The 12,638-nt window shown below is 63.2% G+C and carries 11 protein-coding genes and 1 tRNA gene; all 12 read right to left on the bottom strand.

All coding sequences use genetic code 11. The annotated features are described in order from the left end of the window. Positions 1 to 62 precede the first annotated feature (62 nt). Positions 63 to 434: a 50S ribosomal protein L7/L12 gene (gene rplL / locus AAA969_RS04040; protein ID WP_338243888.1), complete on the bottom strand. Its 372-nt coding sequence runs from the start codon at positions 432 to 434 to the stop codon at positions 63 to 65. Positions 435 to 490: 56 nt separating this feature from the next. Further along, positions 491 to 1,006 (bottom strand): 50S ribosomal protein L10, encoded by a 516-nt coding sequence (gene rplJ, locus AAA969_RS04035; RefSeq protein ID WP_338243886.1) that lies wholly within the window; start codon positions 1,004 to 1,006, stop codon positions 491 to 493. Between the two features lie 303 nt (positions 1,007 to 1,309). Continuing rightward, on the bottom strand, positions 1,310 to 2,008 hold the full coding sequence (rplA, locus tag AAA969_RS04030) for a 50S ribosomal protein L1 (RefSeq protein ID WP_338243884.1): 699 nt from the start codon (positions 2,006 to 2,008) through the stop codon (positions 1,310 to 1,312). A 4-nt stretch (positions 2,009 to 2,012) separates the two neighbouring features. Further along, positions 2,013 to 2,441, bottom strand: coding sequence for a 50S ribosomal protein L11 (gene rplK, locus AAA969_RS04025; RefSeq protein ID WP_338243882.1), 429 nt, complete (start codon positions 2,439 to 2,441; stop codon positions 2,013 to 2,015). Between the two features lie 98 nt (positions 2,442 to 2,539). Beyond that, positions 2,540 to 3,073, bottom strand: coding sequence for a transcription termination/antitermination protein NusG (nusG, locus tag AAA969_RS04020; protein WP_338243881.1), 534 nt, complete (start codon positions 3,071 to 3,073; stop codon positions 2,540 to 2,542). 12 nt (positions 3,074 to 3,085) lie between these two features. Then, positions 3,086 to 3,346 (bottom strand): preprotein translocase subunit SecE, encoded by a 261-nt coding sequence (gene secE, locus AAA969_RS04015; RefSeq protein ID WP_047160215.1) that lies wholly within the window; start codon positions 3,344 to 3,346, stop codon positions 3,086 to 3,088. Between the two features lie 81 nt (positions 3,347 to 3,427). Then, a tRNA-Trp gene (locus AAA969_RS04010) sits at positions 3,428 to 3,503 on the bottom strand. Between the two features lie 115 nt (positions 3,504 to 3,618). Next, positions 3,619 to 4,635 carry a class I SAM-dependent methyltransferase gene (locus tag AAA969_RS04005; protein ID WP_338243877.1) on the bottom strand — a complete coding sequence of 339 codons (1,017 nt, stop codon included), beginning with the start codon at positions 4,633 to 4,635 and terminating at the stop codon, positions 3,619 to 3,621. 163 nt (positions 4,636 to 4,798) lie between these two features. Then, positions 4,799 to 7,639: a TonB-dependent receptor domain-containing protein gene (locus tag AAA969_RS04000; RefSeq protein ID WP_338243875.1), complete on the bottom strand. Its 2,841-nt coding sequence runs from the start codon at positions 7,637 to 7,639 to the stop codon at positions 4,799 to 4,801. A 279-nt stretch (positions 7,640 to 7,918) separates the two neighbouring features. Beyond that, positions 7,919 to 9,709, bottom strand: a complete 1,791-nt coding sequence (locus tag AAA969_RS03995) for a tetratricopeptide repeat protein (RefSeq protein ID WP_338243873.1) — start codon at positions 9,707 to 9,709, stop codon at positions 7,919 to 7,921. Beyond that, positions 9,706 to 11,838: a tetratricopeptide repeat-containing sulfotransferase family protein gene (locus AAA969_RS03990; protein WP_338243871.1), complete on the bottom strand. Its 2,133-nt coding sequence runs from the start codon at positions 11,836 to 11,838 to the stop codon at positions 9,706 to 9,708. Before AAA969_RS03990 ends, AAA969_RS03995 begins: the two co-directional genes overlap by 4 nt. Beyond that, positions 11,835 to 12,602, bottom strand: a complete 768-nt coding sequence (locus AAA969_RS03985; protein WP_338243869.1) for a 2OG-Fe(II) oxygenase — start codon at positions 12,600 to 12,602, stop codon at positions 11,835 to 11,837. Before AAA969_RS03985 ends, AAA969_RS03990 begins: the two co-directional genes overlap by 4 nt. Positions 12,603 to 12,638 lie beyond the last annotated feature (36 nt).

The following is a 12,638-nucleotide window of genomic DNA, read 5'->3' as shown; positions in this document are numbered from 1 at the left end:
TAACGGACGCGCAGGATTACCCCACGCGCCCGTAGCACCGTGTCAGTCACGCCGAAGCGAGACTATTTCAGCTCAACGCTGGCGCCAGCGGCTTCCAGCTTGGCTTTGATGTCCTCGGCCTCAGCCTTCGGAGCACCTTCCTTGACGGCTTTCGGTGCACCTTCGACGAGGTCCTTGGCTTCTTTCAGGCCCAGGCCGGTGATGGCGCGGACTTCTTTGATGACGTTGATCTTCTTGTCACCAGCAGAGGTGAGGACAACGTCGAATTCGTCCTTCTCTTCAGCAGCCGGGGCATCGCCACCGCCAGCCGGACCGGCAACGGCGACAGCAGCCGCTGCCTTGATGCCTTTTTCTTCGAGAAGATCGTTGAGTTCCTTGGCTTCAAGGATGGTAAGGGCGAGAAGTTCGTCGCAGAGTTTAGCTACATCAGCCATTTGATCAATTCCTTGTCGTGTTCAGTGTGTCAGTTCATTAGCGGAGAATGACGAGACTAGGCGTCGGCCTTCTCGCGGATGACGTCGATCGCCCCCGCCAGACCTTGACCCGGAGCCATGAGGCGCTGGGCCACCTGGGAGGCCTGCCCCATGAGGCGAGCCGAGATGGTGGCAATAAGCTCTTCGCGTGACGGCATCTTGGAGAGCGCGTCGATGCCGGCGGCGTCGAACACATCTTCTTCCATGAAGCCGCCGAGAATGACGAGCTTGCTGTTTTCCTTGGCGTATTCGACCAGCACCTTGGGCGCAGCCACAAAGTCTTCCGAGTAAGCGATAGCCACCGGACCTGTGAACAGGTCAGCGGCGCCCTCACCCGGCTTGCCTTGCAGTGCGATCTTGGCGAGGCGGTTACGCACCACCTTGAACGTGCCGCCCAGCTCACGGAGCTTGGCGCGCAGTTTCGTCATTTCCGCAACGGTCATGCCCGTATAGTGGGCCATCACCACGGATCCAGCTTCCGAGAAGATGCTGTTCAGCTCTTCAACGGACGCTTCTTTTTGATTGCGATCCATTTTGCGGACTCCCTGTTTGAGCCGCCCACCGTGGACGGCTCGGTGAAAACGCCATCACTGCGCCTTCTCCCTCGCGGGGTGGACGCCGTCATGACGCGTCCTGTCCCAGGGCTTGAACCGACAGACCCTTCAACAAGGTCAGATCGATCTCGCTCTGTCTCACACAGGGCCCGAATTGGATTAAGGCGGAACCTTTCGGCCCACCCCCTGTGATCTCGGACAGGTCGGCCGGACCCACACAACGCGTGGATCAGACCGCTCAGCCCGGCCGGATAGTCCGGTCCGGGCTGAAACTCAAGTCTTTTACGCTGAAGCAGCGCCAGACGTGTCGATTTTGACGCCCGGGCCCATCGTCGACGAAAGCGCGATGCGACGGACATAGGTGCCCTTGGCGCCCGACGGCTTGGCCTTGACGATCGCGTCAACCAGCGCCCGAATGTTCTCAGCGAGGGCGGCTTCGGTGAAGCTGGCCTTGCCGACACCGGCGTGGATGATCCCGGCCTTCTCGGCGCGGAACTCGACAGCACCACCCTTGGAATCATTCACCGCCTTGGTGACGTCCATGGTGACCGTGCCGACCTTCGGGTTCGGCATCATGCCGCGCGGGCCGAGCACCTTACCGAGACGACCGACCAGCGGCATCATGTCCGGGGTCGCGATGACCTTGTCGAAATTGATGTTGCCGCCGAGGATCTGTTCCATCAGGTCTTCCGCACCGACAACGTCAGCGCCGGCCTTGGTGGCTTCGTCAGCCTTCGGACCCTTGGCAAAGACCGCAACCCGGACCGAGCGGCCCGTGCCGTTCGGCAGGTTGCACACGCCGCGGACCATCTGGTCGGCGTGGCGCGGGTCAACACCCAGATTGATGGCAAGTTCGATGGTCTCATCGAACTTGGCCTTGGCATTGGATTTCACATGAGCGACGGCATCGTCGATCGTGTACAGCGTGTCGCGGTCAAAGGTTTCGCGCGCAGCCGAGAGGCGTTTTCCGTGCTTCGCCATGATCTTACTCCGTCACCTGCAGGCCCATGGAACGCGCGGAACCGGCGATGATCTTGGTCGCCTGGTCGAGGTCGTTCGCATTGAGGTCAGCGAATTTTGCTTCAGCAATCTCGCGGCACTGGGCCAGGGAGACCGTACCGGCCGTCACCTGGCTCGGCGAGGTGGAACCCTTCTGGATCTTCGCGGCCTTCTTCAGATAGAAGCTGGCCGGCGGAGTCGCGGTGGCGAAGGTGAAGGACTTGTCGGAGAAGACGGTGATGGTCGTCGGGATCGGCATCCCTTTTTCCATCTCCTGGGTCTTCGCGTTGAAGGCCTTGCAGAATTCCATGATGTTCACGCCGCGCTGACCCAGGGCCGGGCCGATCGGCGGAGACGGGTTTGCAGCGCCCGCGGGCACTTGCAGCTTGATATAGCCGGCAATTTTCTTGGCCATGATCCCACTCCATTAAAAAGGCGCGCCCATCGCGCCTTCGGGGTTTGCGGTACGGCCCGGCATGGTCTTTGCGCCGGCACCTCCCGCAGATGCACTCGTCAGGCCGTCTTTTCGACCTGCGAGTATTCGAGCTCGACCGGGGTCGCCCGGCCGAAGATGTTGATGGCAACCTTCAGGCGGCCATGCTCGTCGTCCACTTCCTCGACAACACCGTTGAAGCTCTGAAAGTGACCGTCGATGACATTGACGGTTTCGCCGATCTCGTAGCTGACGGTCGGGCGCGGACGCTCCGCATCCTCAACCATCTGTCCGAGAATCCGCTTCACCTCGTTTTCGGAAACCGGCATCGGCTTCTTGCCCGAACCCAGAAAGCCGGTGACTTTCGGGGTCGAGGTGACGAGGTGATAGGCTTGGTCGGTCATGTTCATCTTCACAAGAACATAACCCGGGAAATACTTGCGCTCGGCATTGACCTTGCGGCCCTTGCGAACTTCCACAACCTCTTCGGTCGGAACAAGGATTTCCTCGAATGTGTCTTCCAGCCCCTGGATCGACGCTTCGATGCGGATCGCGTCAGCGACCTTCTTCTCGAAGTTCGAATAGGCATGCACGATGTACCACTTGGCAGACATACAGCCTCCTCCTTAGGCGCCGAGAGCGAGAATTTGCTGGATGGTCCAGCTGATGACGGTATCGACACCCCAGAAGAACAGCATCGCGATCAGGGTCAGGATCAGGACGAGGATCGTCGACACAAGCGTTTCCTGGCGCGTCGTCCAGGTCACCTTGCGCGCTTCCTGACGCACCTGTGACAGGTATTGGAACGGACCAACACCCTTTTTCTTGGGCGCCGCCGTTTCAGCCTTGGCCTTGGCCGGTGTCGTATTCTTCGCGTTCCGCGTCATTCAAGTCCATCTGGCCCGCTCGGGCCCTTTATTCAAGAGGTGGCTGGCGACATTCGCAACCACCTGAAAGTCAAAACGGCCTGGCAGGGGCGGAGGGACTCGAACCCCCGACCCTCGGTTTTGGAGACCGATGCTCTACCAACTGAGCTACACCCCTAAGACCGCGCGGAGTATCACGGTGACAACGCCACCGCCATATCCGGAGCGCAGCTGTCTACAATGAGGACGGCCATATGAAAACAGCTAAAACGCACATTCCTGCTTTGCCGTGCTCAGCGTCGGCCCGAGGACGCCGTGACGGACCAGGCCAGGACCTGCGCCCCGGAGGCCGTTGTCACCTCGCCGATCGATACATCCGGCAAGCCACCCTGCCCCAGATTATCGACAATACCGGCGACCGCTGCGTCACTGCAGGCGGCCTCGATCATTGACCGCATACGATGCGCATAAGCCGCCAGATCGGCCGCATGGGCAGCCAACCAGCCCTTGAGTTCGTCAGCGGCGTAGCGATCGAGCTGCCCGGCGACAGTCGCACAGTCCTGCACAAGCCGCTGTACAAGCACGCGGGCTGCGCCCTCATCCGCACCATGCAGCGCCTCGCGGGACGCTTCCAGCGCCGCCAGGAAGGCCGCCATTGACCGCTCCAGCGCCGCGGGAGCGGCCCGACCGGCGGCATGACGCGCCGCGAGACCCACCAGGCGGTCGAGGCGGCGCAACAGACCGGCTTGGCCGATCGCGTCAAGCAATGAGAGATTGGCCCGGCATTCAGCTTCGATTGCCCCGCCCGCCCGATGCACCAGGGCATGCAAGGCGCCCGCCCCGGATGTGACCCGGGCGGCATCAGCGAAGGCCTCCGGCCCCGCGTATTCGAGACCGAACTGACTGACGACACAGTCAAAACTCTCATCCGGGAAAGGCAGAGCCGCGCCGTCCGCGACGACCGGGAAGGCGACAGGCTCTCCCGAACCCGGACGTGCCGCGGCGGCGGCCGCAGCGGCCGCGATGTCGGTGCAATGTATGGAGAGATCAAAGTCCGCGACCGGTTCCGCGCAGCTGCGGGCCCGGCGCACGAGCTCGCCCTCGCCACACGCCGCATCGAGGAGGGTCACGCTGTCCCCGGGGCGGAATTGCCGGGCGAAGACGCCGTTCCAGTGCGCACGCAAACGGTCGGCGGTCCGATCATCCCGAAAACGGTGATCGCCACGCGAAACAGAGGCGTCCCAGAATTCGGTCCAGGCCGCACGAGTGAATCCGGGCGAGGATTGGCGAAGAGAGGTCGGACGGGTCATGGGAGCAGCCTGACGGCACGCCGAAGCGGTGACAATCCCCGGCGGCAGCCTGCCCGAACCTGATGCCGGCCTGACACCGCGCATTCGACAGCCGGTGAAGCCGGCCCAAAGAAAAAGGGCGGACCGATTGGCCCGCCCTTTCCCATTTCAGATCAGCTGACGCTTAGAAGCGCAGGCGACCGCCCACAAAGAGGCGACGGCCCAGCGTTTCGTACGTTGCCGGCCAGGTGTTGGCCTGCTCCGACGCGGTCGAGCCGAGTTCCGGAACGTCGGTGTCGGTGAAGTTGGTCACACCGACCGTCGCCGTGAAGGCTTCGTTCACGTCATAGTTGAACGTGATGTCGAAGTAGTTCTTCGCGGTGATGTCGTCCGAAAGGTCGGAAACGAAGGCGAGAGTCGTCGGGTCAGCGTCAAGCGCACCAATGTGACGCCAGCGCAGCGAGGTCGTGAACGGCCCCGTGTACCAAGACGTCTGCATGGAGTGCTTGTACTCCGGCGTCGGCTCACCGCAGTCCAGACCATAGAGGCCCGCACATTCGATGACCGGCGACGTTGCCGAGGTCGTGTAATCCGAAGCGATCATGTAGCCACCGTAGTAGGTGATAGCCATGTCGCCCGGAAGGCCGATCACGTCAGCGCCGAAGCTGTAGTCCACACGGACGTCGATACCTTCGACGGCCAGCGTGGCCACATTGACCGGCGACAGGTTCGGCGTGAAGCCGTTGGCGCCGAGCTCACCCGTTGCCGGGTTACGGTTCGTAGAACCAACCGGATACAGGGTGTCACACGAAGCCTGAATGCCGGTCTGGTGGCACTCATTGAGCAGCGTCTGGAGCGGAACCGTGGAAATCGCGTCCTCGATCTCGATATTGTAGTAATCGAGCTGGACGGTCAGACCTTCGATCATGCTCGGCTCGATCACTGCACCGATGGTGTAGGTATCAGCCGTTTCCACGCCGAGGTTCACGTTACCACCGAAGAGGGCTTCCATCTGGGCATTGCCCTGGAACGGAGCGCCAACCTGGCCAGCCGGCACGCCCGCTGCGATACAAGTCGCATCGATCGTGGAGGCACCGTAGCTACCATTGGCACCGCCGGAACAGGGATCGCCTGCGCCCGGGAAGCCGTTGGTGAACGGCGAGAACAGATCGCCAACGTTCGGAGCCCGGACGGCGCGGTTGAAGTTACCACGCAGACGGACCTGATCATTGATCTGCCAGCCGAGGCCGACAGCGAAGGTCTCGGTGTTGCCGACCGTGTTGTACTCAGAGGTACGGAAGGCTGCATTCAGGCTGAGAGACTCGACCATCGCCTTGCCGGTGATGAGCGGGACTTCGGCTTCAGCGAAGAACTCGTAGACATCAACCACACCGGAAACCGGCAGGGAGGAGTTGAAGCCACGAACGTCCGGGCCAAGCACGGAGTCAGGGATCGATTCGGCGGAAGCTTCACGATACTCGACACCGAGAACCAGGGCCGGGGCGTATTCAGCCGTCGGCAGCTGGAAGGCCGGCAGTTCGCCGTTCACGGTCGCAACAGTCTGGAACAGCTCGACATTGTCGATCTGGGCACCGGTGCGGGAGATGTAAGCCGCGCCTTCAGCCGAGATCGAGCCCGGGCCGCCGAAGATGTTGGCGTAAGGCGCCGAACAACCAACGGCGTTCTGGTGACAGAGAACCGCATCCTGCAGGGCCGAGACGGACAGGTTGCCCGACTGGATCTGCGAGATCGACGAACGCGAGTAGTTCGCGAACACGTCATAGTTCCAGTTTTCGTTGATGTCACCGCGAGCACCGAAGACCAGCTGGAAGGAGCTCGTGTCGCGCAGCGAGTTACGCGTCCCGAGTTCCTCATAACGACGGCTGGTACGGATCGTGGCCGTTCCGTCACCATTGTTGGTGGCCGCGTCGTTCGTCATCAGGGCCAGCAGGGCAGCCGGGATGTTCGGGTCAGCCAGATCGACATTGAGGGTCACACCGGCCGGCGTCGGAGCCAGCTGGGAGTCAACAACGTTGTTGGCATAGATACCGCGACCATACAGCTCGAGATGGTCATTCACTTGATACGTCGCAAACGCCGAGATGTTGTAGCGTTCCTGCGGCAGCTGAAGGTAGTTCGACGGCGCATAGTTGTAGGTGTCGTTCGGGTTACCGAAACGCATACCACGAACCTGGCCTTGCTCGTTCACGAAGAAGCCCGAGCAGGAGTTGCCGACGCAATCGCCGTCAAACGCTTCAACAGCGGCCGTGTTCAGGCCGAAGTTGGAGGTCGTGGCGCCACGGAAACGCGTACCCGGAATGTTCGACGAACCGCCGGCGATGAAGCCGGAAGCGGCATTGCCGGGGCCCGGATCCCAGTTGGTCAGCGAGGAGAAGCCGCGATCGCCCTGGAAGACAGCGTTACGGTTAGTGTAGCCCATCGAGATGACAGCGTTACCGCGACCATCGTCGAAATTGCCACCCATCGTGATCGACAGGTTGGTGATCTCACCATCGAGGTCACCCAGCGAGGTTTCCTGCGACGCGGCGATATCAACACCTTCAAAGTCGTCCTTCATGATGAAGTTGACGACACCGGCAACAGCGTCGGAACCGTAAACGGCCGACGCACCACCGGTCACGATGTCGACAGATTCGACAAGCGCGGTCGGGATGTTGTTGAGGTCGACAATCTGCGACGGGCCGGAGCCGACGAAGCGCATGCCGTCGACGAGGACGAGCGTACGGGTCGTGCCGAGGCCGCGAAGGCTGACGGTTGCCGTACCGTTACCCGGGTTGTTCGAGGTCGAATCGAACGCCGGAACGACTTGCGGCAGCGTATTGATGAAGTCTTCGGTGTTGACCGTGTTCACGACAGCCAGCTGCTCAGCCGAAACGTTCGTGATCGGGCTCGGCGCAACCGTGTCGGTGCGCTGGATGCGCGAACCGGTTACGACGACGACGTCATCGTCTTGCGCGACAGCGGGGGCCGCGACGGCCAGACCGCTGATCAGCGTGCTTGCCATCAGGCAAGTCTTCAAGGACTTGGATCTCACTCTTAATCCCTCCGAGTAAGGTAGTGAAAAAAGGTCAGCCCGTTCATCCAGAAGAATCCCGGACACCCCTCAAATCGGATCGCCAGTTAGCTTTCCTTATTTGCAACGTACGTCTGCAAAAACGGGGGGGTCAATGACATGCCACTGTCACAAACGGTGTTTGCGATACACTGTTGCAGCTTTGCCGCAGACGAAAGACCAATATCAGCGGCTTCCGGCGCTCCGGTCTGGCGTGCGCCCGCCGGCTTTCTAATCGGGCACCAGGTCGAATGGCGCGGTCACCCGGACCTCATCGCTCTCGAACGCCTCCACGCCGTGCCAGAAGAATGAGGGGAAGACGATCGCATGGCCCGGTTCCGGCTTGATGTAGCGTTCGGCTGGCAGGGCCAGTCCAGGCAGACCTGGCACGCCCAGTCGCAACCAGCCCGCCCGCTCGCCCGCCATCACGCTCTCCGGGACCTGGACATAATAGCTCGCGCTGACCCAGCCGGCCGGGTGCACATGATCGACATGCCCGCCGCCGGATCGCAACCGCACCGACCACGCACCAGCCAGCTTTGCGCGGCCGGTATTGCGGCCGAGAAAGGGGTGATCGTTATCCACGGGCAATTCGGCGAGATACCGGGCAGCCAAAGCCTCGAGCGCCGCCGCCAGGGCGCGAATCACCGGGTCGTCGCTATTCCACAACCGACCCGGCGACTGCGTGCCGCCGAACAAGGTCTGCTCGAGGGGCGCCGCACCGTCTGCGTGCAACCGGCGGATACTCTCCGAAAGCGCCGCGTTGAAAGCCTCCAGCGACTCAAAGCCGGCCGGGGTATCGATCTTCAACTTGCGGGCGAAACAGTCATAGTCGCAGAGCTGGCGATAGCGGGGGTCATCGGCCAGCCGCCAGGCGACCGACTGCAAGGCCAGATGCTTCTGCAAATGCGGTGCGGGCGCTTCGGCATCGAGGAGATCGAGCGCCTCCTGCCAGGCCTTGCTTACAAGCAGCGCCTCGGCCAGCGCATGACGCGCCGGCCAATTAGCCGGCCCGCCCGACACCCAGGCCCGACGGGCCTGGGCCACCGCATCGGCCGCACCCCCGGACCGCAAGGCCAGCTCGCTCAGGAGTATGGGGGCCTCAACCGACGCCGGATCGCGGGTCAGCGCCGCCTCGGCCGCCGCGCGGGCGTCCTTCGGTCTCCCGGAGCGCAGCAGGGCGCGCGCCAGCACCTCACGGAGACGGGCATCCCCGCTCGTTGTCGCAGCGTTTTCAAGGGTCGCAAGCGCCGACGGGCCGCGCCCCGCCTCCGAGAGCAGGCTGGCCAGGTCTGCGTGATAGCCGGGATCGAGCGGTGCCAGCGCCAGAGCGCGGCGATAGGCAAGCTCCGCACCGGTCACATCCCGCTGTGTGCGCAGGGTATGGGCCAGCTGTGCATGGGCCTCCGCCAGCCCGGGCACAAGGCGACACGCCGCCTCCAGATCCGCGCGCGACGCGTCGAGGCGACCCAGCTCCCGCAGCAAGGCCCCGCGATTGATCAGCGGAAAGGGCGCGCTCGCATCACCGGCTATCGCCCGGTCGAACGCGTCCTCAGCGGCGGCGAGATCACCCTGTCGTCGTTTCAGATTGCCCATCTCATTGAGAGCGGCGACATGATCGGGCTGTCGCAGCAGGACCGCCATGATCGCCGCCTCGGCGGGCTCGAATGCCGCCATGGCCGCATGGCATAGCGCCAAATTCATCCACGCGTCGAGATAGTCGGGAGTTTGCGCCAGCGCGGTCTCATACGCGCGCACGGCTGCGTCCAGGCGTCCGGCCCGGCGATGGTGATTGCCGAGATTGTTCTGCACCACCTGGGTTTGGGGGTGGTGACGACTGGCGGCTGCAAAGTCGGCGGTCGCGGCCTCATCCTCGCCCGCCCGGCTCCGCGCCATCGCCCTCAACAGCAAGGCGTCGGCCTGCCCCGGATGATCGAGAAGCACCCGGTCAAGCAGGCTGATCGCCTCGCCAGCCTGCCCGGCCTGCAACAAGCCCGCGGCGCGCTGCAGGGTCGGCATCATGATTGAGCGCCGCCCCTGCGATTGAACAGGCGCCGCCAGAAGCCACCCGACGCCGGCTCCGGTTCGGTGGCCTTCGGGCCCGGGCGGGGAGAGCCAGCCTGACCCTCATTGGCGGACCGCCACTCACCGGTTTCCGGATCGACACCGCACGCCTCAAGGCCCGCCTCGAAATCACCGAGCCACTCGAGATAAGGTGTCGTCGAGTCGAGGTGGTCAGCCGAGGGCGGACGCCGGACCTGCATCGCACTGAAGGTCATGATCTGGCGTTCCTGCTTGTAGAACTCCAGGCATTTGGGATCCCACGACAATCCAATGTGGGCCAACAACGACCGCAAGCTGTCCTCGAATGCGATGACGAGCGTCTCGTACTGAATGTCGGTCACATTGTCCGGATAGGTCCGCAGCCAGTGATCACACATCCGCGCCTGCTCGACATAATAGTGCCGGATATCGTCGAGTGCGTGCGCGAACGGCCACTGGCGGGTGAAGTTGCGCCGATAGATCGAAAACGCGGTTTCCAGCGGCCGACGCCGGATGTGGATGACCGGCGAGCGCGGGAAGAGCTGACGGATCAGGCCAACTGCCTGAAAGTTGCTGGGTTGCTTGTCGGTGACCCACTGCGCGCCATCGAGGCCATACTCGCGCAGCTGCTTGAAATATATCTCCCGCCAGGCGTCCAGCCGGTCGTCCGGAATGCGCCCGCCCTGCCAGCGGGTCTCTCGCGCCCAGCGTTCAAACTGTTCGAAAATGAACGGCAGGGCCGGTAGTTCGCCCGAAGGCTCGACATCATCATGTGCCGAGATGGCGGCCTCGAGCAGGGTTGTGCCGGAACGCGGCATGCCGACGATGAAGATCGGCGTCGGCCCGACCGGGTCGAGGCCGACCGGTTCGCGCCCGTCGAACTGCGTGATGAGTCTGTCGACACGAGCGCATTGGGCATCCCGGTCATAGCCGGATTCCAAGCGACCGTTATGTTGCAGCCACTTGGTCTCATTCGCCAGAGTCCAGACCGCGAAAGCCTCGGCGCGCCGTTTACGCCGGTGATAGGCATCGCCGAGCGCAAACAATGCGACCGAACGGCGGTCTGCCGGCAAGTCGGACCGCTCGCGGGCGGTTTCCAGCGTCGCCAACTCGTCATCCTCGATCCGCCCCCCCGTCGTCTCGGACAGGAACGCACAGGCATCAAGATGATCGGGATGGGCGGCAAGAATGCGGCGGCAGTAGGTTTCAACCTCATCCACACGTCCGGCGAAATTGCCGATACGGGCGAGACCGAACAGGGCATCGGCTGAATTCGGATCGATCTCGAGGGCCGACTCGAACGTCTTTCTGGCCGCCTCGGTATCGCGCGCGCCGAGATACAATCGCCCGAGGGCCGCCAGCGAGCCGGGATCCGCGCCACGTTCGGCCACGACGGGGCTAAATATCTCGATCGCCCGACGGTAATAGCCGAGCTGGGACAGGGCCTGGGCGAGCGCGCCGCGGGCGTCATTGTCATTCGGCACGGCATCAAGCCAGTCCTGCGCGACATCGCGCAGGAGCGACCAGTCCGCCCGGTTGCGCGCGACGGCTGCACGAATGGCAAGGCCTTCCGGTGGCAGGCCGCCGCCGCTAGCGGCTTCCGTCGCCTGGAGCGCTGCTTCGGCAGCATCGGTCCGACCAAGCTGCAATTCGAGGCCCGCCAGGCGCAAGGCAACATGGGCCCGGGCCGGGTGCTGTTCCTCGGCTCTCAACGCCTTGTCAAAACATTCAGCCGCCAGCGGCAGATTGCCGCCAATGCCGGCGAGGTCACCGAGGCGCCCCCAGATGTCAAAGCGGCCGGAATCGCACTCGCTGGCCCGACGGGCCGCATCCAGCGCCGCCTTGGCGTTGCCTTCGGCCTCGAACTGCATCGACCGATACAGATGCACCGAGGCATTGCCGGGATCGGCCGCTTCCGCCTGGTCCAGCCAGGCGCGTCCACCGGTCACATCCCCGCATTCAATATCGCAAATCCCCAGCAGCCCCAGCGCCTCGGCATCATCCGGACGGGTTTCCAGTACGGCGTGACACAGTGCCCGGGCCTGACCAAAGTCGTCCTGCAGCCGCCGCTCCCGCGCCTCGGCCAATCGGGGGTCAGGGCTGGTCATCCGGCACCTCGTACCGGCGGATCATTCCGGAACCAGCCGGTGATCTGGTAACGCCCATCCCCGGCAAACGGCGCGACCGGGCTGACCGAGTGCATGCGGCGCCCGTCAAAGATCGACAGCATGTTGAAGCGCGGCAGGAAGGCGCGCGAGACATCCAGCCCCTCCTCGACCAGCATCAGCAAGCCACCCCAATCGGTCTGCCAGTTGCGGGTGAACCCCAGCGTGTAGGCGGCCACCCGTTCCTGGTCATGACCTTCGTCGACATGGCGGGTCAGGAAATGTCCGCGCGCATACCGCGTCGCCTGAGCATCCGCCTTGGTGACAACGGGCGCACCGGTCACCGTCCGGCCGAAATCAAGAAATTCGCGGCTATTGAGGAATTCGGTGATTGTGTGAATGGGGTGACCCTGATCCCAATGCGAGGTGTAGGCCTGGATCATCGGATAGGCGTCGTAGAGATAGCCGTAATTCTTCTGGGCGCGCTGCATGACCGCACCGATCTGGGCGGACACCGCCTCGCGGCCCATCCGCTGCACATCCTGCTGGGTCAGCTGAACCACGATTTCATGCCCCTCGCCCTGGGCCGTGGGCTCGGGAAAAACGAGCCGCCAGTTCAGCGTGTCGCGCAGGATCGCGCTGACTTCCTCGGCCAGCTCGGGCTCGAAGACATCCGGAATCTGGACCAGCCTGGTTTCAGCATATTGCCGCGCCCAGCGGTCGGGCTCGAGCGCCGGATTGAGACGAAGGTGAAGCGTATCGGCCATGCAGGGTCACCAGCTGTAACAAACAGACCCCAAACA

This window comes from Maricaulis maris (genome assembly GCF_036322705.1).
Taxonomy (GTDB): domain Bacteria; phylum Pseudomonadota; class Alphaproteobacteria; order Caulobacterales; family Maricaulaceae; genus Maricaulis; species Maricaulis maris_B.
The sequence above is the reverse complement of the archived record's forward strand: the minus strand, read 5'-3'. Positions and strand labels throughout refer to the sequence as shown.

What these genes read in the sequence shown, in the direction of transcription:
- rplL (WP_338243888.1), bottom strand. Translation starts at nt 434, where the DNA reads ATGGCTGATGTAGCTAAACTCTGCGACGAACTTCTCGCCCTTACCATC.
- rplJ (WP_338243886.1), bottom strand. Translation starts at nt 1,006, where the DNA reads ATGGATCGCAATCAAAAAGAAGCGTCCGTTGAAGAGCTGAACAGCATC.
- rplA (WP_338243884.1), bottom strand. Translation starts at nt 2,008, where the DNA reads ATGGCGAAGCACGGAAAACGCCTCTCGGCTGCGCGCGAAACCTTTGAC.
- rplK (WP_338243882.1), bottom strand. Translation starts at nt 2,441, where the DNA reads ATGGCCAAGAAAATTGCCGGCTATATCAAGCTGCAAGTGCCCGCGGGC.
- nusG (WP_338243881.1), bottom strand. Translation starts at nt 3,073, where the DNA reads ATGTCTGCCAAGTGGTACATCGTGCATGCCTATTCGAACTTCGAGAAG.
- secE (WP_047160215.1), bottom strand. Translation starts at nt 3,346, where the DNA reads ATGACGCGGAACGCGAAGAATACGACACCGGCCAAGGCCAAGGCTGAA.
- AAA969_RS04005 (WP_338243877.1), bottom strand. Translation starts at nt 4,635, where the DNA reads ATGACCCGTCCGACCTCTCTTCGCCAATCCTCGCCCGGATTCACTCGT.
- AAA969_RS04000 (WP_338243875.1), bottom strand. Translation starts at nt 7,639, where the DNA reads ATGGCAAGCACGCTGATCAGCGGTCTGGCCGTCGCGGCCCCCGCTGTC.
- AAA969_RS03995 (WP_338243873.1), bottom strand. Translation starts at nt 9,709, where the DNA reads ATGATGCCGACCCTGCAGCGCGCCGCGGGCTTGTTGCAGGCCGGGCAG.
- AAA969_RS03990 (WP_338243871.1), bottom strand. Translation starts at nt 11,838, where the DNA reads ATGACCAGCCCTGACCCCCGATTGGCCGAGGCGCGGGAGCGGCGGCTG.
- AAA969_RS03985 (WP_338243869.1), bottom strand. Translation starts at nt 12,602, where the DNA reads ATGGCCGATACGCTTCACCTTCGTCTCAATCCGGCGCTCGAGCCCGAC.